The sequence below is a fragment of the Methanosarcina mangrovi genome, from assembly GCF_052057765.1.
Classification (GTDB): Archaea; Halobacteriota; Methanosarcinia; order Methanosarcinales; family Methanosarcinaceae; genus Methanosarcina.
The window spans coordinates 267,521-293,246 of the sequence record NZ_CP195120.1 but is presented as its reverse complement, the minus strand read 5'-3'; the positions used below and the strand labels follow the sequence as shown (position 1 = coordinate 293,246).

The window sequence follows — 25,726 nt, the reverse complement described above, 5'->3', positions numbered from 1 at the left end:
TAAGGAGTAGGATGAAATAGTCTTCCTCATGGCTGAAGTAAAAGTGAAGTTATTTGCAAATCTACGTGAGGCAGCAGGCACCCCGGAACTCCTGCTTTCCGGAGAAAAGGTTATCGATGTCCTTTTATCCCTCACCGACAAATATCCCGCATTAAAAGACCTTATTTTTGAAAAAAACGATGAAAAATGTGAGAAAACGGTCCTTTGCGGCTCAATTAATATCCTGATTAACGGAAACAATGTCCGGCACCTGGAAGGACTTGAAACTCTCCTTAAGGACTCGGACGAAATCGGAATTCTACCTCCCGTCTCCGGAGGATGATTTTTCCAGGGGGCAGGAGAATGGGCAGAATATTCAAAGAACGTACTTCCGTTGATGAAGCTTTGCAGCTTTTTCTTGAAAACATCTCCCCTCTCAGGCATGCAGAAGAAGTGCCCCTTGAAGCCTGTACAGGCAGGGTACTTGCAGAAACCGTATTTTCCGGAAGAGATATACCTCATTACAGGCGGGCTGCAATGGACGGCTACGCTGTCAGGGCAGCCGATACCCCGGGTGCCTCTCCTGTAAACCCCGTGCTCTTACAGCTTTCGGACAGTATAGAGGAAGGGACCTCCATGTGGGTCCATACCGGAGCCGCCCTACCGGAAAGTGCCGATGCGGTCGTAATGGTGGAGGACACCGTTATGGCTGGAGATATGGTTGAAATCAGGGCTCAGGTCTATCCTGGAAGGAATGTGGGGCAGGTTGGAGAGGACATAAAAAGAGAAGAGCTGGTTTTTAAGGAGGGGCATCTCCTCCGCCCCTGTGATGCTGCCGTACTCGCTTCCCTGGGACTCGACAGAGTGAAGGTTTTCCGAAAACCTGTGGTTGCAGTTATTCCCACGGGGGACGAGCTGGTAAGCCGCAAAAAAGCCCGAGAGGTCCCCCCTCCGGGAATGGTGCTTGAGACCAACGGGCTTATGGCCGCCCTCTATGCGGAAAAATGGGGGGGAACTCCCCGATGTACGGAGATCGTGCCTGACCGCCCGGAGAGCTTGAAAGAAGCGCTGGAAGCAAACCTGGACGCTGATATGATCCTCCTCTCAGGCGGGACTTCAGTCGGGAAAAGAGACCATGCCCCGGAAGCTGTAGCGGCCCTGGGAGAACTGCTTGTGCACGGGATCGCGCTCAGTCCCGGGAAGCCTGCAGCCCTTGGAACCATAGGGAAAGTGCCTGTAGTTTGCCTTCCGGGCTATCCGGTTGCCGGGCTTGTTGCCCTGTATTTCTTTGTCCGCCCAGGGCTTCGAAAACTGGGTTCGATCCCTGAAATGCCGGAAATTGTCCTAAGAAAACGCCTGGCTGCAAAAATAAGCTCAAAAATAGGATATGTCAATTTCATCCGCGTTGTCTTTGAAGGAGACAGGGCACGCCCAATTATGGGAGCAGGAGCAGGAGTCCTGAGTTCGGTTGCGAAGGCTGACGGTTATGTGCTTGTGCCTGAGAACGTGGAAGGCTATGAGGAAGGGCAGGAAGTGGATGTTTTCCTGATCGAGTAAAATCGACATCCATAAACGAACACATAAACGGGAATGGCAGACATCTTCCATTACATTGCTATATGAAATGAATAAAATTTTATACTAACAGGAGGTAATGGGAAGGAAGTAACCGTCCTTTACTCCAATTTTCAGAGAATAAGTGAAGAAAATGCCCTCCCCAGATAAAGAAATGGATAAGATTTTTTTAATAGGAGCCGGCGGCTTTCTAGGAGCAGTTTGCCGATTTTTGCTCTGTGAGCTTGTGGAAGGGCAACTTGGAATTCTGTCCGTAAACGTAATCGGGAGTTTCATGCTGGGCATGATAATGTACGATACCGAGTACCTTGGCTTCATAGGTCCTAAAGGAAAGATTGCGTTCGGGACAGGTTTTATGGGAGCGTTTACGACCTTCTCCACTTTTGCAGTCCAGTCTTTCAGCCTGCCTTTCATTCCGGCTCTCGGGAATATCAGTGCAAATATCTTTCTTACCCTTACAGGCGTGTTCTTTGGCAGGAGCGTTATAAAAGCCTTTTCAAGCAGGGAGATCTGAGACATGTTCCCCGCTTCAGGCATGGGAGAACTTTTTTTAATAGGCACGGGCGGCTTCATAGGTGCATCCCTCCGTTATACGGTTTCAAGCCGCGTACCAAAAATCCAGAATATCCCTGCAGGAACCCTTACAGTAAACTTTCTTGGCAGCATGGTGCTTGCACTCTTAACTTTTTCCTCGGAACCGGAATCCATGGTATATCTGGTAAATATAGGAATCCTCGGCTCTTTTACAACCTTCTCCACCTTCGCCTATGAAACTTTCAGGCTGCTTGAGGACGGGCAAAACGTTTCATTTTTCCTCAATATCTTTCTAAATGTCATGCTCTGCCTCCTGGGAGTAAGCATCGCATATCTGGCCCTCATGCTTTGATTTTGAAGAAATCCCTTTGGGCAGGCACTCAGAGTAGATAAAAACATTTAATAGTTGTTCAGGCACCCTGTCGGCTCTGAAGTTATTTTTATTGAAGCGTCAGCCATAGCAGTTTCGGATTAATCTGGATCTATCCCGGACTTCATGAAGAATATTTTACTTTTCTCTTCCTGCGCCGCGCGGGAAGGAAGCCAACCTCGCAGCCGGAGAAAGGACTTCCTTAACTCCGGAAACCTCTTTTGAATTCAGGAAAAAAACACAAAAGCTTCCACCAGCCGGCCCAGTAGCCAGTCAAGAAGAAGTAAAGATTCGTGTGGTGCAAGTCTACCAAAAAAACAAAAATTCGATCAGGATAGGGATGCCTGGAGAGAAATTAATCCTTTGAGAATTAGTGTAAAAAAGACTCTATGTAGCTTAAAAAATAGAACTAAAAATGGTAAAATGGAAAAGCCCTGAGGTTATTTAACAAGGGCTTTTGCAGATCTTCTAATGAAACGCCTCTTGTGACCTGAAGAGGTGAAGCGCTGTGCAGGTCCGGGGTGTGCTTTCTGAGATTTCGATTTCTGGACCTTGATTACTCTGCCTTTTCTGCCTTTTACCTTTACCCAATCAATGCTGCCGGTTTTGCCCATTATCATTCCTCGTTAATTTTGATCTGAATTTAGTCTGTATTCGCTTTAACTTTTAAGTGACTTATTCACATACCATGTCTGCCTTATCGCCGACCACTGCTGTTTGCCGCGGATTTATCCTTCAGCAGCGATCCCGTAACAGAGGTATATTGATTCGATGATCTGTCAAATCGATAATCTTTCAATGATCTTAATTGGAATACTTGAGATTCCTTGAAGCCTGAAAGTAAGAGATATGAGTTTCATCAAGCCTTGAGTTTATCATAAAGAGAAATGCTAGTAATTAAATGTTACGGACATTGCCCTGGATCAGGGCACAAAAATGTGGAGGATATACGCAAGGTATAAATAATTCTTCCTCAGGAAGATGCGTGTAGATTCCCCTTGAAACTGTACAGGCACTCAGGTGACACGGTCCCCGGGTGATGCGGTACTCAAACGTTAAGGTATCCAGAATGATGCAGTATTCACATGATACTGTACTAAGATGATAAAGTACTCGGATGATGCCGGATACAGGATGAAAAGCGGGGTAGAGGAATAACAGGATAGGCTAATAGCAGGACAAATGTTCAATGATTCTTTCATTAAAAGGTGATTTCCGTAAAAAATAATCCAATCGAAACCAGGCTTGCCGAAGTACGAGAAGAAATCCGGGAATTAAAAAGCTTCCCTGAATCAGAATTTGTCGGCATAATCAAAGAACTGGGATTCAGGTGCGAACTCTGTGCCCGCTGCTGCACTAAAGAGTTTAACGACCATGTATTTCTGCTTGATCCGGACCTGGAAATAATAAAACGGATAGATTCGGATGCCGTCACTCCTGCCCCTTATTACGAGTTTTGCGACCAGAACGGCAGGTTCTATGTCTCCGGCTATTCCCTGAAAACAAAACCTGATGGCTCCTGCATTTTCCTGGAAAATAAGAGATGCCGGATCTACGAGAGCCGCCCTTCTATCTGCAGGGTGTACCCTCACATGCTGCACAGGGAAGCCGATGAAATGGGAAAAGTAGACTGGCGGCAGATAAGCGGCTTAAACGAGCATGGGAGCTATCATTCGGAACTCGAAGACTCGACATGCGAAGCAATTGCACAGGAGACCAGGGCTTATGAAGAAGCCTATCTGATGCAGATGATTGGTTTTCTTGAGGCTGTGGAAGCCCACTTCAGGAAGAACAACTTAAAACATGTCCAGAGGACCTATGACCGTAAAATGAGGGAATTCCTTAAAGGGGAGTGCGAACTTGAGATCTTTGTGTACTACAGAGGCGGGTTCGAAAGGCAAAAACTCAGGTAATAATAAAGGAAAAGAAGGTTTCAGCTCCTTTTCCCTTTGACCTTCCACTTAAGAAGTATCCCGTCCTCAATTTTTTCAGCCGAAAGCAGTTCGAGTCCGAGAAGTTCGGCTTCCGTGAACCCTTCCCCGTCCGTGAAGGTCGGGGCTGTTTTTCCTCCGATGATGAGGTTCCCAACGAAGGTATAGACCTCATCAACAAGGCCCGCGGAGAGCATGCCCCAGTTGAGGGTTGCCCCTCCCTCAACCATGAGGGTGTTTATGCCCGTTTCCTTTAATTTTGCCGCAAGTTCTATTAGGTCAACTTTAAGGTCTCCTGTTCTGATGACCCGGGCTTTTTCTTCCAGGCTTTTGATTTTCTCTACAGGGGCTGAATTTGAAACGGCAATTATCCTGAGCCCGTCACCTTTTCTGAATATATCGGCATCAAGAGGAGTTCTTGCGGCACTGTCCACAATAATCCGTACCGGATTTTCGCTTCTCCCGGCGGCTTTTCGGACAGCTTTCCTTTCAGGAGATTTTACCGTCAGGCTGGGGTCATCGGCAAGTACGGTGCCTATCCCTACCATGATTGCATCTGCCTGAGCTCGGAGTTCATCCATTCTCTCAAAATCAAGTTTTCCGGAGATCTTTACCTGCTTTCTCTCTTTTGTTGAGAGCTTACCGTCGGCAGACATCGCAGAGTTTATAAAAATAAAGGGCCTGTCCATGTTATGGTTCCTGAAAAAAGTATTAAATTAAAAGGCATATTTGTATAGAAGTCGTTGTTCTGCATTAGAATTCTGGAATAGACCGGACTTAAAGGAAAAGTTCTTCCGGTTTTTACATCTGTTTTTATTTTTAGACTGAAATAAGTTTGAGCTGGGGTTTGAACTATTTTTGTCCCGGCTCAAACTGTAATTCAAACCGCATTTAGCTTCGACCCGATTTAGCCTGGCTTATTCCGATTCGACCAGGGGCTTAAGGAGGTCGTGGTCTCTTAAGAGACCCTGAAGCTTGCGGTTTGAATTAATGATTGGTATCTGGTCGATCCTGTTACGTTTCATTTTTCTTGCGCAGTCGCTGACAGATGCAATGTAAGTAGCTGTGATCGGTTCCCGGATCATGATATCGCTTCCGATCAGGTTCGGGACCTTGATCCTTGACACGCTGTAGTAGATGCTCATGGTATCCCGCATGGATTCCCAGGTCCAGGCATCATCATCCTGCCCTGCGGACATATCCGACATCTCCACGCTGTCTTCAATAACGCTTGCGGAGATAACGTCCCGGTCCGAGATGATTCCTATGAGTTCAAGGGCGGCATCAAGTACAGGCACAGCCTTGACCCCGGCAAGTTCCATGATCCTGGCTACAACGGGCAAGGGGGTCTCGCTGTAGATTGCAACTACTTCCGTTTCCACATAGTCCTTGATAGGAATATCGATATTCATATCCGCAATTGTGCCCACCACGTCTGCAACCGTAACAAGCCCCACAAGTTTTCCGTCATCAACAACCGGAAGTCTTCTGATACCGTGCTGCAGAAGCAGGCGTGCAGCCGTCTGCAGGTCCGATCCAGGGGATATGGTTATCGGGTCTCGTGTCATAAGAAGGGCCAGCTGTTCCTCTTCAGGGTTCTGTAACAGGTTTGTCCGGGTCACGATTCCTACTACTTTGGAATCCTTGAGTACCGGGACTCCCGAGATATGTTTGTTCTTAAGAATTTTAAGAACCTCGTCCCTGGAACCTGGCAGGGTCGCGCATGCGACGTCCCTTACCATGATATCTTCTATGAAGATGTTTTTTGGCATACGATCTACACCTGTATTGTCCTCTGAATCCTGGATTTTTTTTGATTTATCGTTTCTCTTCAAAAGGCTTCCAGTTAATAGCAATATCAGCTTGTTTCTCCACTCCGGACGACCATTACCGGAACTGTTGAACTCCTGACTACCTTTTCTGCAACACTTCCCAGAAGGAATCTGTCAAGCCCGGTTTTTCCAAGTGTTCCCATGACTATCAGGTCAGCATTATTTTTCTCTGCGAACTCGAGAATCGCAGAACTCGGGTGCCCTTCCCAGACAATTTCTCTTATGTCTTCCACCCCTGCGGCCTTTCCCTGCTGCTTGACAGCGGAGACCGCGCTTTGGCCTTCCTTTCTCAGGATCTCGAACATTGCTTCCCAGCCGCCGTCCGAACTCATGGGTATCGACGAAAAAGAAGATGTGTCCACTACATAAAGTGCGTGAACTGTGGCCCCACTGAGTTTTGCAATCTCAATTCCGTAAGAAATTGCTCTCTGGGTATTCTCAGATCCGTCTGTTGCAATTACTATGTTCCGGTAAAATTCGCTCGTCATATCTCGTTCTCCATTTTCTTTACGAATGAAGCACCGCTAATATATCGTCGGGCCTTGCCCTCTTTGTGATTCCACTAATTGGGTCTTTTATTCCTGCCAGATTGTTGGAACTTCCATTCAGGATCATTAAATTAGCTTTATTCCCCTTTTTTATCGAACCCGTGGGATCTGGCCCCGTTACAAAAGAACCATTAAGTGTGCAAATTTTAAATACTTGCCTATCTTCGATCGAAAAGACTTTAGACATGAATTCCATTTCAGCAAACATATTTACAGAGTTCAGCATTACATTATCTGTTCCTGCTGCTACACAGATTCCAGCCTCAAGCATTTCAGCTATCGGCGCCATTCCTGATCCTGTCACGAAGTTCGACCTCGGGCAGACAACAACTGGAGCTCCTGTCTGGGCTACTTCCTCAATGTCTTTTTTTGTGGCGTGTGTTAGATGAATCAACAGGTCGGGCTCAAGGGACAGGGCTTTTTCAATGTCACTTCCGTTCTTTTCCCCTGCATGGATTGCAAAAAGTTTTTTTCGATCCAGAGTGCAGGTTTTAATCTCCCGCAAGAGTTCCATGTCGAGATCATTTGCTCCACTTATTCCAAGCCCGTCAGAGTGCAACAAAACCCTTCTTACTTCGGCAAGTACCACTCCCGGAGGGAGCTGGGGTTCTGTGGGTCTGCCGAATATAAGGGAATGCAGGTTCAGCCCTTCAAGGGCTTTATTAAGGGCCGCAAGCCCTACAACTCCTCCTTCTCTAAAATCCGCAAAAGCACAGGTTCCGGTCTCAATCATATCCAGGAGAGACTTTCTGATATACTGGATAAGTGTTTTATAAGAAGTTTCCCTGAGGATTCTGTGTTTCAATCCATCCGGCGGCTTTACCAGAGAGTCAAGGTCTTTCTGGACCCGAAAACCGGAGGCTTTTCCCAGGGGAGGGTCTTTGCAAACTGAATCTCCGAGATGGGTGTGGGCATTGACAAAACAGGGAGCTATTATATTCGCAGAATGTGTACGCTCTTCCCCAATTTCCGTGATAATCCCGTTTCTTACACAGATGTATCCCTCAATGGGATCCAGTTCAGGACCTGCAATAATTGTTCCGGAAATTACCTGTTCAGTGCCGTACAGATATACGCACCTCCGCTACTCATCAAACGCCTGTGCTCAGTTAATGGAAGACCAAACATATACATCATATATAACTTTTCCTTAAGCTCTTTTTATGCTGTCCGGAGATTTTTCTCTGTTCCAAGCGTGCCAGAATAGTTTTTCTTATGTTTTAATGGGATGCCCTAAATTAGAGATGCCCATGCTGAGGTTCGTTTTTACCGGCATATTTATAAGTTAGTAAATATATATAACCCCCTGTCGCATTGTATAGGTCCTTGCATGAGACAATGGAAAATCCTGACTGTGAATGTACAGACAACCCCAATGCGATACATCGATAGTGTGACACTGCCCGACACGAGGGTAACTGAAAGGGACTGCGGAAAACCAGAGGATGAACTTTCGGAGTTAGTGCGCTCGGGCCACAGCACTATTTTACACAAATCTGTTTTTATAACTTACTTCAAAAAAGTTTGCTAGTGGATCGATTCCAGGTTACATTCATAAACCTGACTTCAAAATCTATCTCATGGCCAACAAATCCATCTCCAAATAGTGGATTTATTTGGGAATCGAAGCACTGGATAATTTTCGAGCTACTTTTTAAAGATGAGATTATTCCTTAATTTGTCGGGATACCAGTTACTCATTTATATATTTACTTTCAAAATGATGACACATATGTCCTTCGAAGAGGCAATAAAAACTCTGGACTCCGGTATAATTATTGAAATTGAAGTTACCCCAGGCTCCAGGTCACTTTCCGTTCCCAGCGGCTATAATGAATGGCGAAAGAGGATCGAAGTAAAACTGACTAAAAACGCCCAGAAAGGAAAGGCAAATGAACAGCTTATTGAGAGCCTTGCCGAACTTTTCGGGATCAGCAGTTCTGAAATCCTGATAAACAGCGGAGCTACAAGCAGCAAGAAGTCTTTGCTGATAAAAGGAATCTCATATCAACAGGCAGTATCGTTTCTGGGAACCCGTTTAAAGGAATGAGAAAAGAATTGAAAGGCACGGTTTTGCATTAATCTCCCGTTTAACGAATCTCCTGTTTAACTAATCTCCTGTTTAACTAATCTCCTGTTTAACGAACCTCCTGTTTAACGAACCTCCTGTTTAACGAATCTCCTGTTTAACTAAAAGGTTGCAGAATAACGTGACTGATCTTGAAATATACAGAAAAAGGCTGGAAAGAATTGAAGAACTGCTCCTGGAACTTTCGGAATACTCCGACAGGGGGGCAGTGATTATCGTTGAAGGAAAAAGGGACATTATTTCCATGAAGCGGCTTGGCATTGATGGCAGCTTTGAGCTTGCAACCCGTCACTCTCTTTTTAATTTTTCAGAAAGGATCTCAAAACTCGGCTGCGAGGTGATCATACTCACGGACTGGGATCGGAGAGGAGACATACTTGCCACCAAACTTTCAGAATACTTTGAGAACTTCGGAATAAAGCCTGAACTCCAGATCCGGAATAAACTGAAGCTAATGACGCAAAAAGAAATTAAAGATGTTGAAAGCCTGTATACTTACGTTTCCAAGCTAAGAGCAAAGACAGGCGTATCTTTCGATCAGGAAGATGGATGAGGATCAGAAAAAAGGAATATAAGGCTCGAAACTAAATATCCGAAAGGCGCTTAAAAATCGGATGAAGCTTGCATAAATTTGGATTAAAACCGGGATAAAATTCTGCTAAAAATTCAGTTATTTAAGAAGCCTGTTATCTGAAAAGGTGAGCTACCTGAAAAGTCGTTATACAAGAGGTAAGCTATCCGAAAAAATCAATTATCTAAAAAGGAGAGTTCTCTTTTTCTCTACGTATTTCGGAAAAAGAGAAATAAAGGTAATTTTAACTTTCGCCTGAAAAGAGAAAGTATTACTCTTTATGCATCGGATTGGATGATTCCCCTTTCTCCTGAATCATATCCATACTTTGCGAACTTTTTTGATGGTTGAAGGTTCTATCGAATTCAGGATATTTCTGGAATTTGCCAGCCAGCTCTTCAAACATTTTATGCCTTGGACTGATAATAATTATATGCGCAGGTGGATGAATCTTCTTCAACCTGCTAATAGCCGCTCCAGCGTGGTTATTCAACTCAACAAGGGCTGCAGAGTTGCATTTTGACCTCAGTGATACGCCCATTACACTTACAAGAAGCTCATCAGCATAATTAGGTTCTATACATTTAGGAGTCGCTGAAAACTGAATATGCCCGTATCGTTCTAGATCATGTAATGCTATTTTTACTTTATCCGAGTCGTCTGCCCGGACTAACGCGAATGATTTCATTTTTTACACACCACCAATCTACAGAAGTTATCCCCATTTCGATATGGATTTACCCCTATAATAAACTTTGTGTATGAAACGGCTTAGTGGACGACCACGAATTCCCAGGCGAATGCGGCATCCTCATTATTATATAGAGAATGATAAAAATGACCATTTCCAGGGCCTTGATATTTTGTCCGCCTTTCGTTTTATGCAGAATATTCTCAAAAATTACAGGGGTATTTCACAAGCTCTTTTTTCAAGATTTAGTATGCGCCCCCATGAAATGAAGTCGCATATGCTATAGTTATATGCATCGTATATATATTCGTTTTGAAATAATATTTTACCAACAGGAAAACTTTACTTAAAATCCACCTTAGTTGAGTTTTTAAGAAATGATTTTTATTGATCAAATAATATAAATTTTTTTTGTTAGATTCGTAAACCTCATTTTTTAATTCCGGATTAAGTACAAATAGAGACCTTTCACCGGATTGTTCCCGAAATAAGGGGGCATCAAAGCTTTAAGGGGATATATATAATCATTTAAAATATCATTTTGCATTAAATAAAAATAGTACAATATAAACTTACTCATTTGATTCTGCCAGATTGGGCAAAAATAACTCCGTTAAATGGGATCTTTTATTTAGAACCTTGCCATATCATATACCCAGACAGTATACAAAAATATTTATCATAGAACTCTCTGTGTTCTTTTTTCATCTCCGTGAATGAAAAAAATAAAATATTCTATGGACTGAGTTCTTCCTCATGAATCTCAATCAATTACATCTTATTTATATCTTGTAATCTCAACTAGGGTCATTATATAAAGACGGTGAATATATGGCTGAAGATATTGAAACAAAAGTGATTAAGGCAAAAAAAGCATCAATTGAGCTTTCCAGTATAAGCGAAGAGGTAAAAAACAGGGCACTTGAGGCTATGGCAGAAGCCCTGGATAGAGAAAGAAAAGCTATCCTTGAAGCAAACTCAAAAGACCTTGAATACGCATCCGGACTAAAAAAAGCCGGGAAGCTTACCCAGGCCCTTGTGGACAGGCTCAAGGTCACGGACTCAAAGATCGATGGGATGATTGCAGGAATCAGGGATGTAATAAAGCTCAAAGACCCTGTTGGTGAGACTCTTTCCACACTAGAGCTGGACAATGACCTGATCCTCTATCAGATTAGCTGCCCTATAGGCCTGATAGGAGTAATTTTTGAATCCCGGCCTGATGTCGTGCCTCAGGTAATGTCCCTCTGTCTGAAGAGCGGAAATGCAACTATTTTCAAAGGCGGAAGTGAGGCCAGAGAGTCAAACCGCACAATTTTCGAAATTCTTGTCAAAGCCATAGAATCCACCGAGGGCATGCCGAAAGGAGCCTTCCAGCTAATGGAAACGAGAGAAGAGATTATGAGCCTTCTGAGCCTTGATGCTTATGTCGACCTCCTGATCCCCAGAGGCTCCAATGAGTTTGTCAAGTTCATTCAGGACAATACAAAAATCCCTGTCCTCGGGCACACAAGCGGGATCTGCCATATCTATGTGGATGAGTTTGCAGACCTGGACACCGCCTGGAAGGTCTGTTTCGATGCGAAGGTCCAGTACCCTGCAGTATGCAACGCTATTGAAACCCTGCTTGTAAACCGCAAAATTGCGGAAGCTTTCCTCCCGAAAATGGCAGAGATGTACATAAAGGCAGGAGCGGAACTGCGCTGTGACGAAGACAGTTATTCCCTGCTTGCGGAAAAGGGACTTTCTCCCCTCTCGAAGGCTACCGAAGAGGACTGGAGCCTCGAGTACAATGACCTTATCCTTTCAATAAAACTCGTAGATACCATAAAAGAGGCAATTGACCATATAAACACATTCGGTTCCCACCACACCGATGGAATAATCACGGAAAATGCTTCGCGGAGGAAAGAGTTCATAGGGCTTGTTGACTCTTCAAGCGTTATGGTAAATGCCTCAACACGGTTTGCGGACGGTTACCGCTATGGAAAAGGTGCCGAAGTAGGGATCAGTACGAACAAGATCCACTCCCGTGGACCTGTTGGCATGGAAGGGCTGTTGATTTACAAGTATATCCTTATGGGAAAAGGGCAGGTTGTTGCCGACTATGCAGGGGAAAACGCAAAACCCTATACCCACAGGAAACTTGACCTTAAGTTCGAGGATGTGAATTAATACGTCCTTGAATATTTATGATATGTTTATATATTTGAATTGAAATACCAGCGCAGGTTAAGTGCAAAAACTGGAAATCCTGACTGCAGTTGAGATAATCTGCAGCCTTCTTCCAAACAACCTTAAGAGGCACTTCCATTGACAGATAGAGAACAATTTTTCCGTGACGTTAATAAAATAGTTATTAAGATTGGAACTTCTTCGATCACCAGAAAGGGCTGCGACCATACTAAGGAAAACTGCAACATCGACCCGGCCTTCATGGAAAGCATCGCAGCTCAGGTCTCCGAGCTTCGAAAACAGGGAAAAGAAGTAATTCTTGTAAGTTCGGGAGCAATAGGCGTGGGGCTTAATGAGCTGGGCATAGCCCCAAAACCCCGAGAGATCCCTATAAGGCAGGCAGCTGCAGCTGTGGGGCAAAGCATACTGATGCAGGACTGGATCAGGGCTTTTTCCAGGTACGGAATGAAGGTAGCTCAGATCCTTCTTACCTATGAATTCTATTCCGATCGCGTAACCTACCTTAACCTGAGAAACAGCATCTCAACCCTTCTGGAGTATGGGGTCGTTCCGATTATAAACGAAAACGACTGTACCTGTACAAACGAGATTGAAGCAATCTTCGGGGACAATGACAAGCTCTCTGCAATGGTTGCAAGCAAAATTGACGCCGACCTTCTGATCATCCTCTCGGACATTGACGGGCTCTTTGACAGAAACCCAAAAACGCATAGTGATGCAAAACTGCTGACCCTTGTAAAAAAGATCACACCTGAAATAGAGAGCTACGGGGGAGATCCCACGAGCTTCAAAGGTGTGGGAGGAATGCGGACAAAGATAAAAGCTGCAAAAATCTGCAGCATGGCAGGCTGCTATGTCGTAATCGCAAACAGCGAAATCGAGGATGTGGTCCTGAAGGTCCTTTCCGGAGAAGAAATGGGGACGCTCTTCCTTGCAGAGAGGCATATTCAGAAAAACCGCGCCCGCTGGATTATTCTTGCCAGGGCCTCGGGTACTGTCCGCGTGGACGCGGGAGCTAAAGCTGCAGTGCTGGGAAAAAACAGCCTCCTTCCGGCAGGCATTGTGGATATTGAGGGAACTTTTGACAGGGGAGACGTCGTTAAGCTCGAGTGTGAAGGCAAAGTCTTTGCAAAAGGAATCACGGACTATACCTCCGAAGAACTTATCAAAATCAAAGGAGCCCAGACAAATCAGATCGAACATATTTTGGGTTATAATAATTATGACAATGTAATTAAGAAAGAAAATGTCGGCATACTGGAAGAGATAAACTAAATCCGTCGGACTCAGGAAGATTTTCCGGGTCTCATCCGACCCCGAAAAAAGTATCGGACCCGGGAGTCCAGATAGTGCCATTGAGTTTCCGAAACTTTAACAGGTAATATTGAGTTTCCAACTTAAACAGGTAATATGAGTTTCCGAAGCTTTAACAGGTAATCAACGCAGGTGTGCTTTGAAATGAACTTCCTGCAGGTGAGCTTCGAGAGCATTCATTTTCAAATTTACAGTTAATTTACAATTATTTTCTGGAAATAAGGAGATTTCATACATGAAAGATCAAAAAATAGGATTCATAGGGGCAGGAAAAATGGGTTCTGCTCTCATGCAGGGCATCATTAAAGCCGGAATCGTAAAGCCTGAAAATATCGGGGCAAGTGATGTATACGAGCCCTTTTTGAAAGAGCTGCAGGCAAAGCTGGGAATCCGAGTGTCAATCGACAACGCTGTTATCGTCCGGGAATCGGACATTCTTATCCTTGCAGTAAAGCCCCAGACTCTGAGCTCGGTGCTTGCAAACCTGAAGAGGGACATCACTTCAGAAAAACTCGTGATCTCAATTGCTGCAGGAGTGCCTCTCTCCACCTACGAGGACGCTCTCCTTGAAGGCACCAGGGTTGTCCGTGTGATGCCAAACATAGCAGCCACAGTTTCTGAAGCTGCTTCAGGGATTGCCCCCGGAAAGAATGCAACCCCCGACGATCTGAAAGCTGCCCTTGAGATCTTTTCTGCAGTCGGAACAGCAGTCCAGGTGCCGGAATCTCTGATGGATGCCGTTACAGGACTTTCGGGCAGCGGACCTGCATTCATTTTTCCGGTAATTGAAGCAATGGCTGACGGAGCTGTCCTTGAGGGAATGGACAGGAAGAGCGCCATAACGCTTGCAGCTCAGACAGTACTCGGAGCCGCAAAAATGGCACTTGAAACAGGCATGCACCCCGGAGAACTCAAAGATATGGTTACGTCTCCTGCCGGAACGACCATTCAGGGGATTCACGCCCTGGAAGAAGCCGGAATCAGGGCTGCCTTTATGAATGCAGTAATAAGGGCAAGTGAACGTTCAAAGGAACTCGGAAAGAAATAAAATCCGGTTCCTTCTCTTTATTTTCTATCATTCACTCTTCTTTTTTAATTCGGTATTTTATTCAGAAGATTTCAAAACGTAAATTTATTCAGATAAAATTTGGTTTCAAGGCTTCCTTTCTGCCTTTTGACCTAATTCCTATCTTTGACTTTATCCCGTCTTTGACCTTATTCCTGCTCACTGCATTCAATTTTTCAGAAAAGATAACGGATGTTAATGATAAATAAGAGTAAATATTATATATTTGTGTATTCAATATTATTTTGCTCTAATAATTAAGCCGAACATGTAAGATTGGAGTTAGTGGGGGGTCATACTTCATATCCCATGTCCGGCTTTCAGTCACGATAATATTCGAACTTAGATGTTTTATCCGTATTCTCCAGGGCTGCGAATTTTTCTATACGCAGTGACATTCGTCAATGAACTGAGAAAATCACGATGAACTTAAACCTGAGATGAGCAGGAGAAGATGGATAGAATCACAATAAATTATGGCGAAACGGGGTTCTGGAACTTTTCCGTTCGCCATGGGGGAATCTCTTATGGGGGTAGGAGATTCCTCTATAAATTCTTTTTATTAAAAAAGTGAAGTAAAGTAAAGTTTTTATTGTTTTATAATTATTTTTTGCTATCTTTTTTCAGGCAGAGGAACCAGTCAAGACAGCACTTTCCTTCCTCTTCCGTTCCAAGCCTTTCTTTTACGGCTTCCATTGAATTGGGAGGCGGAATGATAACGTCGTCGCCGGGCTGCCAGTTTGCCGGGGTTGCAACTTTTTCGGCTGAGTTCTTCTGCAGGGCGATTACGATTCTCTTGATTTCCTGCATATTCCTGCCAGTTGACTGCGGATAGTAGAGTATTGTCCTGATTTTGGCTTCGGGGTCTATGATGAATACGGCTCTTACAGCCTGTGTGGTCGAAGTTTTTGGCTGAAGCATGCCATATTTTTTTGCTACCTCCATTTTCAGGTCTTCTATCACAGGGAATTTGACCTCGATATTTTTCATTCCTTTGTATTCTATTTTCTCTTCGATCCGCCTAAGCCAGGCAATATGAGAAAATACGCTGTCTATGGAGAGTCCTATCAATTCGGTGTTCATTTCCCTGAACTCTTCCTGCATACTGGCAAAAGTCATGAATTCCGTAGTACATACGGGCGTGAAGTCTGCAGGGTGGCTGAACAGGATGACCCATTTTCCTTTATAATCCTCAGGGAAATTGATCATTCCCTGTGTGGTCACTGCGGTAAATGAAGGGGCATCATCTCCAATGAGAGGCATACGTATCTGTTCGGATTCTGTTTCTGTTATGTTCTCACCTCATATTCTAGGATACAACAATTTTCCGTTATCGGAAGCACGATTTCAGGTTAATGGTATTGAATCCTGAAAAGCACTACTCATTCCCTTTAATCGTCCCCAAAAACTATCTAATTATTCATTCCATTGTTATATATCTCTTGCTGATAACGGAGAAAATCCCCCCTTTTTGGAAATACTGCATTTATAACCCCTATTATAACCTAGCAACTCTTTTGAATACGTCTCATGCTCCTTTTCGCCTGAAAAGCAATTTATGTAAGTAATTCCTTTTTGTATGGGGGTTAAATGAGAAAATTTTCTCGGCCGAAGGTTGTTGTTAGCAGGTGCCTTGAGTTCGACCACTGCCGATATAATGGAGATATGATAAGGAGTCATGTAGTGGCAAAGCTTAAGGAATACGTTGATTTCCTGCCGGTCTGTCCAGAAGTAGAGATCGGGCTTGGAGTTCCAAGAAACCCGGTAAGAATAGTCCTGAAGAGAGGCGAACACAGGCTGATTCAGCCTTCGAGCGGGAGGGACATCACTGAGGATATGAAAACTTTCTGTACTCGTTTCCTTGACTCAATAGAAGACGTGGACGGCTTCATCCTGAAGTTCAGGTCTCCTTCTTGCGGGTTCAAGGACGTAAAGGTTTACCCGTCCGCAGATGGAAAAGGAACCGTTGGGAAAACTTCGGGATACTTTGGGGGTGCAGTTCTGGAAAGATACCCGTTCCTCCCTATTGAGGATGAAGGCAGGCTGCGGAATGCCCGGATAAAAGAGCATTTCCTGACAAAACTCTTTACATTTGCAGCTTTTCGAGAAGTAAAGGCTAAAGATAGTGTGAAGGATCTGATAAACTTCCACACAGAGAACAAACTTCTTCTTATGGCTTACAGCCAGGCAGAGCTCCGCAGATTAGGGGAAATTGCCGCAAACAGAGAAGGTAAGCCCTTCAAAGAGCTGGCTTCCGAATATGAGACACACCTGCAAAATGCTCTCTCCAGTGCCCCAAAATACACCTCAACCATCAATGTGTTGATGCATGCATTGGGACATTTTTCAGATAAACTTTCGAGCCCTGAAAAGGCCCTGTTTCTTGACTGGGTCCAGAAGTACAGGGAGGGAAAAGCTTCTCTCTGTCCTGCAATAAACACAATCAGGTCATGGATCGTACGGTTTGAAAATGACTACCTTATGCATCAGACCTTTTTCGAACCGTATCCCGAAGATCTGATAGAATTGAATCCGGTAGAGTCACACTTAAGAGAGGATCTCTGGAAATAAGGTTTTATTGAGGTATTTGGGTAGGCGTTGATCATGAAAGCTAGAATTAAACTTATTTTTCTTTTCTTACTCGTTTATCTGGTCGGAGTTTATTTTTTCTGGCCTTTTTCTGAGGGATTAGAGGATTCTGGCAACAAAGGAATACAGAATAACCTGCAGGGAGCAGAGAACGAGAATCTCGAGTCTTCCGGCAGCCTGGTCGCGGAGGAGTCCGTAGCGCCAGGGAAAGCTTCCCGAACTTACTCGTGGAACTACGAAGGCTACAGATGGAGTCTTACTTTACTGCTCGACGACAAGCTGTACGACGCGTATAAATCAAGGACACGCAAAAGGGAATACGACCTTTTTGCTTCGGACCCTTACGATGACTGGCTGATTAAAAATATTGCAGATACCCTTCTTTCTCTTTCAAAGGAGTACGGGCTTGAAGAAAACAAGGTACCCGGACTTTGTGTTTCTTTTATCCAGTCTCTGAACTACACCTCAGACTTTGCAAGTTCCGGGTATGACCAGTACCCCCGCTTCCCTTATGAGACCCTCTATGATAACGGAGGAGACTGCGAGGACACCTCCATCCTTTCCGTAGCAATCCTGCAGGAGATGGGCTACGATGTAGTCCTCCTCGAACTCCCGGAGCATATGGCGCTCGGAATAAAGTGTGATCCTGAAACGAAAGGCAGGAGTTTTGAATATAAAAACAACCATTACTATTATCTGGAAACTACGGGAAGCAACTGGCAGATAGGGGAGATGCCTGAGGAATATAAGGACGAGCCCGTCCAGGTCATCCCTGTGTACAGAAGACCTCTTGTTAATCTGGATTTCAGTGCTCAGTGCGAATACTCGAAAAAAGAAGGATGGGTGGACGTAAATGTCACCCTCAGAAATGTGGGTTCCGAAATGGCTGAAAATACCACTATTTATGTCGCCCTTCAGGCCGATGATGAAAGCGTAGTGTGGGACCAGGTAGAAAGTGATCCTGTAGATGTGGAACCGGAAGAGTCTTACCAGTTTACTGTAAAAGGACTCAGAGTTCCCGGAGGCAAAACTTTCAGGGTGTATGTGCGGGCTATCGGGGAAAACCTGTTCACGGAGGAAATAATGAGTGAATGGGTAAGCATCTGATACAAAAATCAGTCCGGAACAAAGATAGATAAATAAAAAACTCAGTCCTGATTCAGATATTAAGTTTAAAGCCTGGAATTTCAAGGAACTTCGGCAAACTCAGAAAAAAGAGAGCCACTTATTGGAGAGTCACTTATAAATCTTATATAAACAATTCATTATAAAGGGAAAACCAAGTTAAAACCCGGTACAATCAGAAAACTGGATATTTTTCAGGGAACTCAGCATGTTTTCCTGAAATAGAGGTGGTAGTCATATGAAGAAACTATACAGGTCAAAGAAAAACAGGATCATTGCCGGAGTATGTGGGGGCATAGGCGAATACCTTGATGTGGACCCTACGCTTATCAGGCTTTTATGGGTACTCCTTGCCCTGGAAGGGATTGGAGTAGTTGGCTATATTATCGCCTGGATTATAATTCCCGAAGAGCCTTAAAAATACCCGATTAGTCGAATTCCCGGAAAACATTCGGAGCTACAGGCATAAATGCGCTATTTCCGTAAGCGAGTTATTTCTGTTCTGCACTATTTCTTTTCCGGGAATTATTCAGATTACTGAGAACTTACTGTTTTACATTTACTGGTTGAAAAGCTGGTCCACAAACCATTCGGGATCGAATTTTTTCAGATCTTCATAGCCCTGCCCGACCCCGAAAAAGAGAATCGGTTTGCCTGTAATGTAAGCAATGGAGATGGCAGCTCCTCCTTTGGCATCGGCATCTATTTTTGTCAGGATGGACCCGTCAATAGGGACAGCGTCATTAAACTGGGCAGCCCTTTCTACTGCATCGTTTCCGGCTACGGCTTCGTCCACGAAGATTATGAGGTCCGGAGAGCTTACCCTGCAGATCTTCTCCATCTGGGCCATAAGGTTCATGTTTGTGTGCATGCGGCCGGCCGTATCGGAAAGCACAAAGTCGATCTTATGTGCTTTTGCATACTGGACGGCATCATAAATGACAGCCGCGGGGTCGGCTCCGGCCTGATGCTTTATCATCTTTACCCCGAGCCGGCTTGCATGAATTCCAAGCTGGTCAATAGCGCCTGCCCTGAAGGTATCTCCCGCAGCAAGGACTACGGAATACCCCGATTTAAGCAGCCTGTGGGTCATCTTTGAGATGGAAGTAGTTTTTCCGGTCCCGTTAATCCCTACAAAGACGATATGAACCGGTTTTTCCCTGTTTCTTACATATTCATCGAAATCAAAGGTATTGGCAGATACGACGTCAAGGATTGCTTTCTTCAGGGCAGCCTCAACTATCTCTCCGGTATTGCTTCCGATCCGCTTAGTAGTACCTGTGAGCTGGTTTTTCACGGACTCGACAATAGCCTCGGAAACCGAGAGAGCAAGGTCACTTTCCAGAAGGCCCATCTCGAGCTCCCAGAGAGGCTCTTCAAGATCTTTATTGTCCAGATATACTTCCCTGTTAAATACGAGGGCTTTGGCTTTCTGGGTAAATCCGATTTTCGGGACGACCTTTTCGAAAAAAGACTTTTTCTCCTCAGGAGGCTTTTCTTCCTCTACTTTTTTCTCTCCGGCCTTCTTTCGGTCTTCAAGCTTTTTCCTGTATTCGGCCTTCTTCAGATCCTCTATCGGAACATGGGCAATAGCCGGAGAAGCAGTCCCCGTTTCGGCTTCGTGACTTTCTGCTTCCAGGGCAGCCTCAAGGACCTCTTCCTCAATTATCGGCTCAATTTCCTCTTCGAGGCTTTCTTCGCTTTCAGGCACCTGCTCAACGACTACCGGTTCGACTTCTACTGCCTTTTCATCGATCGTTTTGCTGAGCGCCTTCTTAAAACTCCCAAGTTTCTCTTTAAATTTGTTGAACACAGGATCCATCCCGAAAAAATTCAGTAAAAAATAGGAATTAAAGTTTAATGAAGTAATTGAGATCAGTTAAATCAGTTAGGTAATTGAGTTGATGGAATAATATAAAGTTAATGATATTATTCGATTCCCAAGTATTCGATTCCCAAGTACGAATTTTGAGTCTCAAATACGTCTTCGAGTTTTAAAAATCATTGTTTCTCGAATAAGTTGTATGCCTGAGCCAGGGCTTTTTTCAGGCCTGGCCAGGTTGGAGTTTTGCAGCTTCTGCTTCAAGGGTCTGCATCCCCTGTGCAATTTTGGTCAGTGAAGCATTCATCTGTTCAAGGATTTTCGTAAGCTGCTCTTTGCGGCGGTTCAGAGTCGCGATAGCTTCCTCTGCAGTTTCCTCTGCACTGAAGCCTGCTCCAAGATTAACAATGATCTTATCCGTGTCCTTGACTTCAGCATAAACATAAGAGCCAAAACCTACCGGGACCATTGTTTCCGCAGGCTTGCCTGAATTCGAAGCTGCTTTCAGCTCATTTATTGTCACGATGGTCTGATCACAGCTGGAAATGGAAGCCTGTACCATACTCATCTCCTGCCTGAGCGCTTCAGCCTGCCTCTGTAATTCCTGATGCCTGGCTGCCAGATTCCTGATCTCTTCACTGACTTCTGCCATATCCTTCACTCCTCAGCAACGCTTTCGATCTGGACCTGGCTTCTTTTAACGCCGTGCTTACTTCCGAAGATCGAATATGTCTTGTCAGTTGCATTCTTTTCGTTCTGGCTTTCGACCTTCTTTGTGAAGTTTTCCCAGGTATGCCCTGCTTTAAATTTGCCTTTAACAATAAAACTCTTCATCATTACCACGCTCTTGCTGTAACTTAGTTCTGGAACAGATGGATGATATGATGCTTACTCCAGGAACCCAAGGGCCTCTTCAATTCTCCCGAGTTCAGGGCCTGTTGTTTCGGAGCCTGCTACAAAGTTCTTTGAGTTTGCAAGCAGACCCGAGCCAAGCATCTGAGTCCCGAAGTTAGTAGTCCCTATGTTTACCGGAAATCCGAAGATCTTTTCCAGAGCTTCTCTTTCTGAAGCTGTCACTCTAGGGTGTACCAGAAGTCCCTTGTTTGTAACGACTCCTGCCATCCCTACATTTTTAATTCCGGCAATCGTTCCCCTGTAAACGTCCACCTTAAGGGTCCCTGCAATGGCTTCCAGAGATTTATCTGATAGGTCGGGATGCACAAGGGCTGCGGAATCGTTTGCCAGCACAATGTTTCCGACTGCATTCAGCCTGTCCGGAAGGATGCCCGCGGGAATGTCGGTGAGCCTCTGTATCTCCTCAGCACTGGCTCCGTATGGAAGCAGAAGACCATTCGAGTTGCCTCTCGAAAGGGCTCCCACTACAATGCTTCCATTTATAAGGGTCTCGAGGACCCTTACATCCAGCACATCTTCGAGCAGGGTGCGGACCTCTGGCTTTGTCAGAGGGGGGACGAGAACAACATCTTCGGTACAGGTTGCAAATACCCCGATGATCGAGGTATCGTAGATATCCACTGTTCGAATCATATTCTTTGACTTTTCGCTTTCTCTGGTATATTTTACTGGGCAAGTTCTGCCTGTACTTCACCATCTGCGAATTTCACAGCCCGTACCCGGATTGAGAGAGGTGGCTTTTCACAGCCCTTTTCCCAGAGACGTTCATTGATGGATTTGTCCAGCTTAACCTGCGCGGATTCGGTTTTCATGTGCTTTACGAGAAAACCCCTTACTTCAGTAACTGCCCTGTTGGCTCTTTTCCATGCAGGGACTTTCCTTACCTCTCTGAGGGGAATAGTGTATATCTGTTCTTTGACCATGTCGTCTGCCATTTTTTCCCACCGTCCTCGCTTATTTCACATCCAGGCTTCTTCTTCTCCAGTGTCTGCGCCTGGGATGACTCACTACCTTCCGGTTAGTTTTCACAATAACCCACACTGGGACTCGCGTATTCTGTTTGTGCGCCTTTGCAAGACGCTTCTTCTGTCCTTTCATGTTATGACTCAAGTGGATCACACCTGTTGACCTGTAAGTAATCTAATTCTGTTAATTTACAGTTATATCCGGTAATTAGCTGATTGTGATTTCAACCCTTACGTAATTGCGGCTCTATTATGCCCTGATGAATCGGCAGGTCTGTAAAACCATATCCTGTAAATTCTATGATGGTCTGTAGTTAATCTGCAGCAGTATAGGGGTTGAATATAACTCGATTATTCTATAAATCTTTATTCCAGAATTTTCCCCTTCAGGGAAGCCTCCAGTTTTCAAGCGCACCTGCTTTCCTTTTTAAGGAAATTTCTTCCTGGAAAGCACATGGGACTGGAAATGAACAGGAAAAAGTTCCTTTATTGCAGCTTCTCCCTGTCTCTGCCGGATTAACTCCCTGAGTTCTGTTTCGTAATCTGCTTTCTGGGTACTTTCACTCGGCCCCTGTTCGATATTCAGGTAAGAACCGACGAGAGAATCCACAACTTTTTTGCCGTAGCCTTTGAGGGGGCAAAAATATTGTACTCCCAGCCGATCTTCAATGCTCCTCACCTGTGAGATCGAAAGCACCGGGACCCTGTCATCCCGCCTGGTTCCGTCGGCAATCAGTTTAACTGCCGGGTCCAGAGCAAGCGTTTCAACAGCTCTTTCATGGATGTAATTGATAGCTCCTCTCGGAAACCCTTCTTTTCGTACCAGCTCGTATGCCTTTTCCAGGATCTCTCGATCAAGAGAAATGACCCTGTGAGGAAAACGTAACTCTTCAGCAGTTTTTGCTGCGATTTCTCCTGTTGGGAGCAATCCGAAGTTACAGGTTACGAGTTCGACCTCAAAAAACGGTTCCAGCAAAAGGGCAGAGAGTGAACTGTCCTTTCCTCCACTAAAGAGGACCGAGACTTTCATTGTGCTTAAACCCGGGTTATGGACGTCTTGCGTTTCTTTGGCTGCATCCGCATCAGGAGTGTTTTCAGCTGCTCGTCATCTATCTGGGCCTGGAGCCTTCCACTCTGGGCAAGCGAAATCAGCTGCATTTCAAGCTGTTCCCCAAGGGCCGGCCTTGACATCTTAAGAGTTGTCAGGCGTTCCCTTGCTTCGGGGGTCAGGATCTGCCTCAGGATAGCCTGCTTCTGGGCTTCCATTTCAGCTTTTGCCTGCTCCTGCTGGTAAGCCGCCTGCACGTCAGAAGGCTGCTGCTGTGCCTGCTGCCTCTGGATTTCTGCAAGTCGTCTCTTTCGGATTTCTTCGAGTTCGTCATCCATATTAGACATGGCAATCACCGAAAAAACCGGTTTTCTGGAATATTATTAGTAATATATGAAAGGGGATCCGAATTCTCAGGTCCCTTTCCGAAGGATCTTCGTTCTCAGTATTTTGCAAGTTCCGGGATCTTTTCGAGCAGCTCAAGCTTAAGTTCATGGGCTGCGTTGTCCATCATGGAACGTCCTTTTGCAGATACTGTCCTTCCGTCCTTTACCTTCTGCAAGAAGCCTGCAGCTTCAAGCTGCTGTACGGTCTTTCTGGCAACAGAACCACTGCCCTTTGCCTTGTGGAAGGGCTTGGAACCGTTGTCCTTCTTACCTCCATATACGGAGCGAAGTCTCTCGATTCCGATTGGTCCGTCGGTATAGATCTTTCTCAGGACTGCTGCGCTCCTGACGTACCACCAGTCGTCATTGGTAGGGGGAAGTTCCTTGTGAACCCCGGTTTTTACGTTCCCTGCCCATTCGGGGGGGACGATCTTATCATTTTCTTTAAGAATACCTGCAAGCTTTTCGATCATTTCCGTTGCAGGGACATCAAATACTGTTGTCATGCTCTCCTCCTTATGCGAATTCCATTAGTTTTGCAGATTCGGGCGATAGTGCCGATTCTTCCCCCCGAATCTGTCAGGAATGTAACTCTTGTTCTCGAAAAGAGGTAACTCTTATGCTCTTTCGAGAAGTCCATTGCTGGTTTTAGCTGGCTACGGACTCTTAGGATTTGGGCCGGAAGGCCCGATAATGCCGGTTAATATGATTTTAGTCTAAACTGGAAAATGGGGTTGATAAATTTATTGGTTAATATATACATTTTTCGGTAATCTACCGGGCAGGCTTACTAAATGGTATTATTCTTTTTTAAAGGTTTGTTCCCTTCCCGGACCCACAGAGATATAGTTGATAGGGACTTTCATCAGCTCTTCAAGCCTTTTGATATAGTTTTGGGCATTTTCCGGAAGTTCATCATAGGCCTTTACTTCGGCAAGGTCGGTTTTCCAGCCCGGAAGGTCTTCATATACAGGACTGCATTCCCAGAGGTCTTCGGTAAGTTCCGGGGGATAGTCCAGATCTTTTCCCTTATATCTATATCCGACACAGATCCTGAGAGGGTCAAGCCCCGTTAGTACATCCAGCTTGGTAAGGGAAATTTCCGTATATCCGTTAAGAGCAATAGCCTTCTTAAGGAGCGGAAGGTCAAACCAGCCGCACCTCCTGCCTCTACCCGTGGTTGTCCCGAACTCTCCGCCGGCTTTCTGGATCTTTTCTCCCAGTTCCCCGGTAAGCTCTGTTGGAAGCGGCCCTTCCCCTACTCTCGTGATGTAGGCTTTTACTATGGCAATAACATTGTCCACCCTTGTAGGGCCCACTCCGAGGTTGGCACATGCAGAACCTGCAATTGTAGAAGAAGAAGTTACGAATTTCTGGGTCCCGTGTATCACATCAAGATGGGTGCCCTGAGCAGCTTCAGCCATGACATGCTTTCCTTCGTCAAGAGCCTGATTGATTTCCCTGGAAACATCCGTAACATAAGAAGAAAACTGTTCACCCAGTTCCAGGTATTTTTGAATGAGGGCCGGGTCTCTGACGATCTTCGGGTCTCCCCCCATTGCCTCGATTTCATTTTCCTTCTGGGGAGCAAGTTCTTCAAGCCTTTTCAGGAAACGTTCTTTGTCCACAAGCTCAGCCATGCGGATCTCGTCTCTTGCTACCTTATCAATATAGGCATAGCCGATTCCGCGCTTTGTGGTCCCTATTTTAGTTTCCCTTGCAGCTTCCCTGAGTCCGTCCATTTCTATGTGGTAGGGCATAATGATGCTTGTTTTTGCGTCTACCCCCAGTTTCCCCGCGTCTACCTTTATACCGTGCTTCTCAAACATTGCAGCTTCTTCGGCTAAAACTTCAGGGTTCAGGACAACCCCAGGCCCGATCAGGACCCTGGCATCAAGCAGGATGCCTGAGGGGATCAGGTGCAGTTTGTAGACCTCATCTCCTACCCTGACTGTATGGCCTGCGTTGTTCCCACCCTGGAAACGGGCAACGATGTCATAGTCTTTTGCAAGAAGGTCGACAATCTTGCCTTTTCCCTCGTCACCGAACTGCGCGCCTGTGATTATCGTAAACATAAGCCCTGAATCGGGCTTAACCTTAATAAGGTTTTGTCCGGTTTATTCGCCTCGGACCTGAGAAATTCTTTACTGGAAATCCTCCACACATTATTTTAAGTCCAT

30 protein-coding genes are annotated in these 25,726 nt (G+C 45.1%); 13 read left to right on the top strand and 17 right to left on the bottom strand.

Annotated elements, in window-relative coordinates; translation table 11 throughout:
* Nucleotides 1–28: 28 nt before the first annotated feature.
* The 4 genes from ACSAZL_RS01460 to crcB (ACSAZL_RS01445) all read left to right on the top strand — a co-directional run bounded on the left by ACSAZL_RS01460 (nucleotide 29) and on the right by crcB (ACSAZL_RS01445) (nucleotide 2,440).
* Nucleotides 29–322: a ubiquitin-like small modifier protein 1 gene (locus ACSAZL_RS01460; protein WP_440946985.1), complete on the top strand. Its 294-nt coding sequence runs from the start codon at nucleotides 29–31 to the stop codon at nucleotides 320–322.
* A 20-nt stretch (nucleotides 323–342) separates the two neighbouring features.
* Entirely contained in the window at nucleotides 343–1,536 is a 1,194-nt protein-coding gene (locus tag ACSAZL_RS01455) for a molybdopterin molybdotransferase MoeA (RefSeq protein WP_440946984.1), read from the top strand.
* Nucleotides 1,537–1,687: 151 nt separating this feature from the next.
* On the top strand, nucleotides 1,688–2,068 hold the full coding sequence (gene crcB, locus ACSAZL_RS01450) for a fluoride efflux transporter CrcB (protein ID WP_440948949.1): 381 nt from the start codon (nucleotides 1,688–1,690) through the stop codon (nucleotides 2,066–2,068).
* A 3-nt stretch (nucleotides 2,069–2,071) separates the two neighbouring features.
* Nucleotides 2,072–2,440, top strand: coding sequence for a fluoride efflux transporter CrcB (gene crcB, locus ACSAZL_RS01445; RefSeq protein ID WP_440946983.1), 369 nt, complete (start codon nucleotides 2,072–2,074; stop codon nucleotides 2,438–2,440).
* A 458-nt stretch (nucleotides 2,441–2,898) separates the two neighbouring features.
* On the opposite strand, the gene ACSAZL_RS01440 is transcribed toward crcB (ACSAZL_RS01445), so the two are convergent.
* The gene (locus ACSAZL_RS01440) at nucleotides 2,899–3,072 is read right to left on the bottom strand and encodes a DUF5350 domain-containing protein (RefSeq protein ID WP_158024026.1); all 174 of its coding nucleotides are present in this window, start codon (nucleotides 3,070–3,072) and stop codon (nucleotides 2,899–2,901) included.
* A 594-nt stretch (nucleotides 3,073–3,666) separates the two neighbouring features.
* Here ACSAZL_RS01440 and ACSAZL_RS01435 point away from each other — a divergent pair.
* Complete coding sequence (locus ACSAZL_RS01435) at nucleotides 3,667–4,371, top strand: YkgJ family cysteine cluster protein (protein WP_440946982.1); 705 nt, start codon at nucleotides 3,667–3,669, stop codon at nucleotides 4,369–4,371.
* Nucleotides 4,372–4,391: 20 nt separating this feature from the next.
* On the opposite strand, the gene ACSAZL_RS01430 is transcribed toward ACSAZL_RS01435, so the two are convergent.
* The 4 genes from ACSAZL_RS01430 to ACSAZL_RS01415 all read right to left on the bottom strand — a co-directional run bounded on the left by ACSAZL_RS01430 (nucleotide 4,392) and on the right by ACSAZL_RS01415 (nucleotide 7,838).
* The gene (locus ACSAZL_RS01430; protein WP_440946981.1) at nucleotides 4,392–5,078 is read right to left on the bottom strand and encodes a 2,5-diamino-6-(ribosylamino)-4(3H)-pyrimidinone 5'-phosphate reductase; all 687 of its coding nucleotides are present in this window, start codon (nucleotides 5,076–5,078) and stop codon (nucleotides 4,392–4,394) included.
* A gap of 228 nt (nucleotides 5,079–5,306) precedes the next feature.
* Nucleotides 5,307–6,161 carry a CBS domain-containing protein gene (locus tag ACSAZL_RS01425; protein ID WP_440946980.1) on the bottom strand — a complete coding sequence of 285 codons (855 nt, stop codon included), beginning with the start codon at nucleotides 6,159–6,161 and terminating at the stop codon, nucleotides 5,307–5,309.
* Nucleotides 6,162–6,247: 86 nt separating this feature from the next.
* Nucleotides 6,248–6,709: a universal stress protein gene (locus tag ACSAZL_RS01420; protein WP_440946979.1), complete on the bottom strand. Its 462-nt coding sequence runs from the start codon at nucleotides 6,707–6,709 to the stop codon at nucleotides 6,248–6,250.
* Between the two features lie 19 nt (nucleotides 6,710–6,728).
* Nucleotides 6,729–7,838, bottom strand: a complete 1,110-nt coding sequence (locus tag ACSAZL_RS01415; RefSeq protein ID WP_440948948.1) for an amidohydrolase family protein — start codon at nucleotides 7,836–7,838, stop codon at nucleotides 6,729–6,731.
* A 663-nt stretch (nucleotides 7,839–8,501) separates the two neighbouring features.
* On the opposite strand from ACSAZL_RS01415, the gene ACSAZL_RS01410 reads away from it, so the two are divergent.
* Together ACSAZL_RS01410 and ACSAZL_RS01405 are read left to right on the top strand one after the other, a co-directional pair.
* Nucleotides 8,502–8,819, top strand: a complete 318-nt coding sequence (locus ACSAZL_RS01410; protein ID WP_440948947.1) for a DUF167 domain-containing protein — start codon at nucleotides 8,502–8,504, stop codon at nucleotides 8,817–8,819.
* A gap of 160 nt (nucleotides 8,820–8,979) precedes the next feature.
* Nucleotides 8,980–9,411: a toprim domain-containing protein gene (locus ACSAZL_RS01405; RefSeq protein ID WP_440946978.1), complete on the top strand. Its 432-nt coding sequence runs from the start codon at nucleotides 8,980–8,982 to the stop codon at nucleotides 9,409–9,411.
* Between the two features lie 289 nt (nucleotides 9,412–9,700).
* On the opposite strand, the gene ACSAZL_RS01400 is transcribed toward ACSAZL_RS01405, so the two are convergent.
* Nucleotides 9,701–10,117 carry a DUF356 domain-containing protein gene (locus ACSAZL_RS01400; RefSeq protein ID WP_011023991.1) on the bottom strand — a complete coding sequence of 139 codons (417 nt, stop codon included), beginning with the start codon at nucleotides 10,115–10,117 and terminating at the stop codon, nucleotides 9,701–9,703.
* Between the two features lie 834 nt (nucleotides 10,118–10,951).
* On the opposite strand from ACSAZL_RS01400, the gene ACSAZL_RS01395 reads away from it, so the two are divergent.
* From ACSAZL_RS01395 to proC, 3 genes are all read left to right on the top strand, one after another.
* Entirely contained in the window at nucleotides 10,952–12,295 is a 1,344-nt protein-coding gene (locus tag ACSAZL_RS01395) for a glutamate-5-semialdehyde dehydrogenase (protein WP_440946977.1), read from the top strand.
* A gap of 138 nt (nucleotides 12,296–12,433) precedes the next feature.
* Nucleotides 12,434–13,591: a glutamate 5-kinase gene (gene proB, locus ACSAZL_RS01390; protein WP_440946976.1), complete on the top strand. Its 1,158-nt coding sequence runs from the start codon at nucleotides 12,434–12,436 to the stop codon at nucleotides 13,589–13,591.
* A gap of 274 nt (nucleotides 13,592–13,865) precedes the next feature.
* Nucleotides 13,866–14,678 carry a pyrroline-5-carboxylate reductase gene (gene proC, locus ACSAZL_RS01385; protein WP_440946975.1) on the top strand — a complete coding sequence of 271 codons (813 nt, stop codon included), beginning with the start codon at nucleotides 13,866–13,868 and terminating at the stop codon, nucleotides 14,676–14,678.
* A gap of 621 nt (nucleotides 14,679–15,299) precedes the next feature.
* On the opposite strand, the gene ACSAZL_RS01380 is transcribed toward proC, so the two are convergent.
* A complete protein-coding gene (locus ACSAZL_RS01380; protein WP_440946974.1) occupies nucleotides 15,300–15,959 on the bottom strand; it encodes a peroxiredoxin in 660 nt (219 codons plus the stop codon).
* Nucleotides 15,960–16,286: 327 nt separating this feature from the next.
* On the opposite strand from ACSAZL_RS01380, the gene ACSAZL_RS01375 reads away from it, so the two are divergent.
* The 3 genes from ACSAZL_RS01375 (at nucleotide 16,287) to ACSAZL_RS01365 (ending at nucleotide 18,828) form a co-directional block, all read left to right on the top strand.
* Nucleotides 16,287–17,267 (top strand): YbgA family protein, encoded by a 981-nt coding sequence (locus ACSAZL_RS01375; RefSeq protein WP_440946973.1) that lies wholly within the window; start codon nucleotides 16,287–16,289, stop codon nucleotides 17,265–17,267.
* 33 nt (nucleotides 17,268–17,300) lie between these two features.
* Complete coding sequence (locus ACSAZL_RS01370; protein ID WP_440946972.1) at nucleotides 17,301–18,392, top strand: hypothetical protein; 1,092 nt, start codon at nucleotides 17,301–17,303, stop codon at nucleotides 18,390–18,392.
* Nucleotides 18,393–18,648: 256 nt separating this feature from the next.
* A complete protein-coding gene (locus ACSAZL_RS01365; RefSeq protein WP_048173966.1) occupies nucleotides 18,649–18,828 on the top strand; it encodes a PspC domain-containing protein in 180 nt (59 codons plus the stop codon).
* 141 nt (nucleotides 18,829–18,969) lie between these two features.
* Here ACSAZL_RS01365 and ftsY read toward each other — a convergent pair whose 3' ends face one another.
* The 10 genes from ftsY to ACSAZL_RS01315 all read right to left on the bottom strand — a co-directional run bounded on the left by ftsY (nucleotide 18,970) and on the right by ACSAZL_RS01315 (nucleotide 25,621).
* Nucleotides 18,970–20,223, bottom strand: coding sequence for a signal recognition particle-docking protein FtsY (gene ftsY / locus ACSAZL_RS01360; RefSeq protein WP_440946971.1), 1,254 nt, complete (start codon nucleotides 20,221–20,223; stop codon nucleotides 18,970–18,972).
* A 232-nt stretch (nucleotides 20,224–20,455) separates the two neighbouring features.
* Nucleotides 20,456–20,884, bottom strand: coding sequence for a prefoldin subunit alpha (gene pfdA / locus ACSAZL_RS01355; protein WP_440946970.1), 429 nt, complete (start codon nucleotides 20,882–20,884; stop codon nucleotides 20,456–20,458).
* A gap of 5 nt (nucleotides 20,885–20,889) precedes the next feature.
* Entirely contained in the window at nucleotides 20,890–21,066 is a 177-nt protein-coding gene (rpl18a, locus tag ACSAZL_RS01350; protein WP_440948946.1) for a 50S ribosomal protein L18Ae, read from the bottom strand.
* A 54-nt stretch (nucleotides 21,067–21,120) separates the two neighbouring features.
* Nucleotides 21,121–21,780, bottom strand: coding sequence for a translation initiation factor IF-6 (locus ACSAZL_RS01345; protein WP_440946969.1), 660 nt, complete (start codon nucleotides 21,778–21,780; stop codon nucleotides 21,121–21,123).
* A gap of 32 nt (nucleotides 21,781–21,812) precedes the next feature.
* Nucleotides 21,813–22,082, bottom strand: a complete 270-nt coding sequence (locus ACSAZL_RS01340) for a 50S ribosomal protein L31e (protein WP_440946968.1) — start codon at nucleotides 22,080–22,082, stop codon at nucleotides 21,813–21,815.
* Between the two features lie 19 nt (nucleotides 22,083–22,101).
* The gene (locus ACSAZL_RS01335) at nucleotides 22,102–22,257 is read right to left on the bottom strand and encodes a 50S ribosomal protein L39e (protein ID WP_011024005.1); all 156 of its coding nucleotides are present in this window, start codon (nucleotides 22,255–22,257) and stop codon (nucleotides 22,102–22,104) included.
* Between the two features lie 282 nt (nucleotides 22,258–22,539).
* Nucleotides 22,540–23,142 carry a DUF7411 family protein gene (locus ACSAZL_RS01330; RefSeq protein ID WP_440946967.1) on the bottom strand — a complete coding sequence of 201 codons (603 nt, stop codon included), beginning with the start codon at nucleotides 23,140–23,142 and terminating at the stop codon, nucleotides 22,540–22,542.
* Between the two features lie 5 nt (nucleotides 23,143–23,147).
* Nucleotides 23,148–23,516: a DNA-binding protein gene (locus tag ACSAZL_RS01325; protein ID WP_440946966.1), complete on the bottom strand. Its 369-nt coding sequence runs from the start codon at nucleotides 23,514–23,516 to the stop codon at nucleotides 23,148–23,150.
* A gap of 86 nt (nucleotides 23,517–23,602) precedes the next feature.
* Nucleotides 23,603–24,052, bottom strand: a complete 450-nt coding sequence (locus ACSAZL_RS01320; RefSeq protein WP_440946965.1) for a 30S ribosomal protein S19e — start codon at nucleotides 24,050–24,052, stop codon at nucleotides 23,603–23,605.
* A 294-nt stretch (nucleotides 24,053–24,346) separates the two neighbouring features.
* A complete protein-coding gene (locus ACSAZL_RS01315; RefSeq protein ID WP_440946964.1) occupies nucleotides 24,347–25,621 on the bottom strand; it encodes an adenylosuccinate synthase in 1,275 nt (424 codons plus the stop codon).
* Nucleotides 25,622–25,726 lie beyond the last annotated feature (105 nt).

Bases quoted from the DNA above. Each gene is read 5' to 3' on its own strand.
- ACSAZL_RS01460 (WP_440946985.1), top strand. From the start codon at position 29: ATGGCTGAAGTAAAAGTGAAGTTATTTGCAAATCTACGTGAGGCAGCA.
- ACSAZL_RS01455 (WP_440946984.1), top strand. From the start codon at position 343: ATGGGCAGAATATTCAAAGAACGTACTTCCGTTGATGAAGCTTTGCAG.
- crcB (WP_440948949.1), top strand. From the start codon at position 1,688: ATGCCCTCCCCAGATAAAGAAATGGATAAGATTTTTTTAATAGGAGCC.
- crcB (WP_440946983.1), top strand. From the start codon at position 2,072: ATGTTCCCCGCTTCAGGCATGGGAGAACTTTTTTTAATAGGCACGGGC.
- ACSAZL_RS01440 (WP_158024026.1), bottom strand. From the start codon at position 3,072: ATGGGCAAAACCGGCAGCATTGATTGGGTAAAGGTAAAAGGCAGAAAA.
- ACSAZL_RS01430 (WP_440946981.1), bottom strand. From the start codon at position 5,078: ATGGACAGGCCCTTTATTTTTATAAACTCTGCGATGTCTGCCGACGGT.
- ACSAZL_RS01425 (WP_440946980.1), bottom strand. From the start codon at position 6,161: ATGCCAAAAAACATCTTCATAGAAGATATCATGGTAAGGGACGTCGCA.
- ACSAZL_RS01420 (WP_440946979.1), bottom strand. From the start codon at position 6,709: ATGACGAGCGAATTTTACCGGAACATAGTAATTGCAACAGACGGATCT.
- ACSAZL_RS01410 (WP_440948947.1), top strand. From the start codon at position 8,502: ATGTCCTTCGAAGAGGCAATAAAAACTCTGGACTCCGGTATAATTATT.
- ACSAZL_RS01400 (WP_011023991.1), bottom strand. From the start codon at position 10,117: ATGAAATCATTCGCGTTAGTCCGGGCAGACGACTCGGATAAAGTAAAA.
- ACSAZL_RS01395 (WP_440946977.1), top strand. From the start codon at position 10,952: ATGGCTGAAGATATTGAAACAAAAGTGATTAAGGCAAAAAAAGCATCA.
- proC (WP_440946975.1), top strand. From the start codon at position 13,866: ATGAAAGATCAAAAAATAGGATTCATAGGGGCAGGAAAAATGGGTTCT.
- ACSAZL_RS01380 (WP_440946974.1), bottom strand. From the start codon at position 15,959: ATGCCTCTCATTGGAGATGATGCCCCTTCATTTACCGCAGTGACCACA.
- ACSAZL_RS01375 (WP_440946973.1), top strand. From the start codon at position 16,287: ATGAGAAAATTTTCTCGGCCGAAGGTTGTTGTTAGCAGGTGCCTTGAG.
- ACSAZL_RS01370 (WP_440946972.1), top strand. From the start codon at position 17,301: ATGAAAGCTAGAATTAAACTTATTTTTCTTTTCTTACTCGTTTATCTG.
- ACSAZL_RS01365 (WP_048173966.1), top strand. From the start codon at position 18,649: ATGAAGAAACTATACAGGTCAAAGAAAAACAGGATCATTGCCGGAGTA.
- pfdA (WP_440946970.1), bottom strand. From the start codon at position 20,884: ATGGCAGAAGTCAGTGAAGAGATCAGGAATCTGGCAGCCAGGCATCAG.
- rpl18a (WP_440948946.1), bottom strand. From the start codon at position 21,066: ATGAAGAGTTTTATTGTTAAAGGCAAATTTAAAGCAGGGCATACCTGG.
- ACSAZL_RS01345 (WP_440946969.1), bottom strand. From the start codon at position 21,780: ATGATTCGAACAGTGGATATCTACGATACCTCGATCATCGGGGTATTT.
- ACSAZL_RS01340 (WP_440946968.1), bottom strand. From the start codon at position 22,082: ATGGCAGACGACATGGTCAAAGAACAGATATACACTATTCCCCTCAGA.
- ACSAZL_RS01330 (WP_440946967.1), bottom strand. From the start codon at position 23,142: ATGAAAGTCTCGGTCCTCTTTAGTGGAGGAAAGGACAGTTCACTCTCT.
- ACSAZL_RS01320 (WP_440946965.1), bottom strand. From the start codon at position 24,052: ATGACAACAGTATTTGATGTCCCTGCAACGGAAATGATCGAAAAGCTT.
- ACSAZL_RS01315 (WP_440946964.1), bottom strand. From the start codon at position 25,621: ATGTTTACGATAATCACAGGCGCGCAGTTCGGTGACGAGGGAAAAGGC.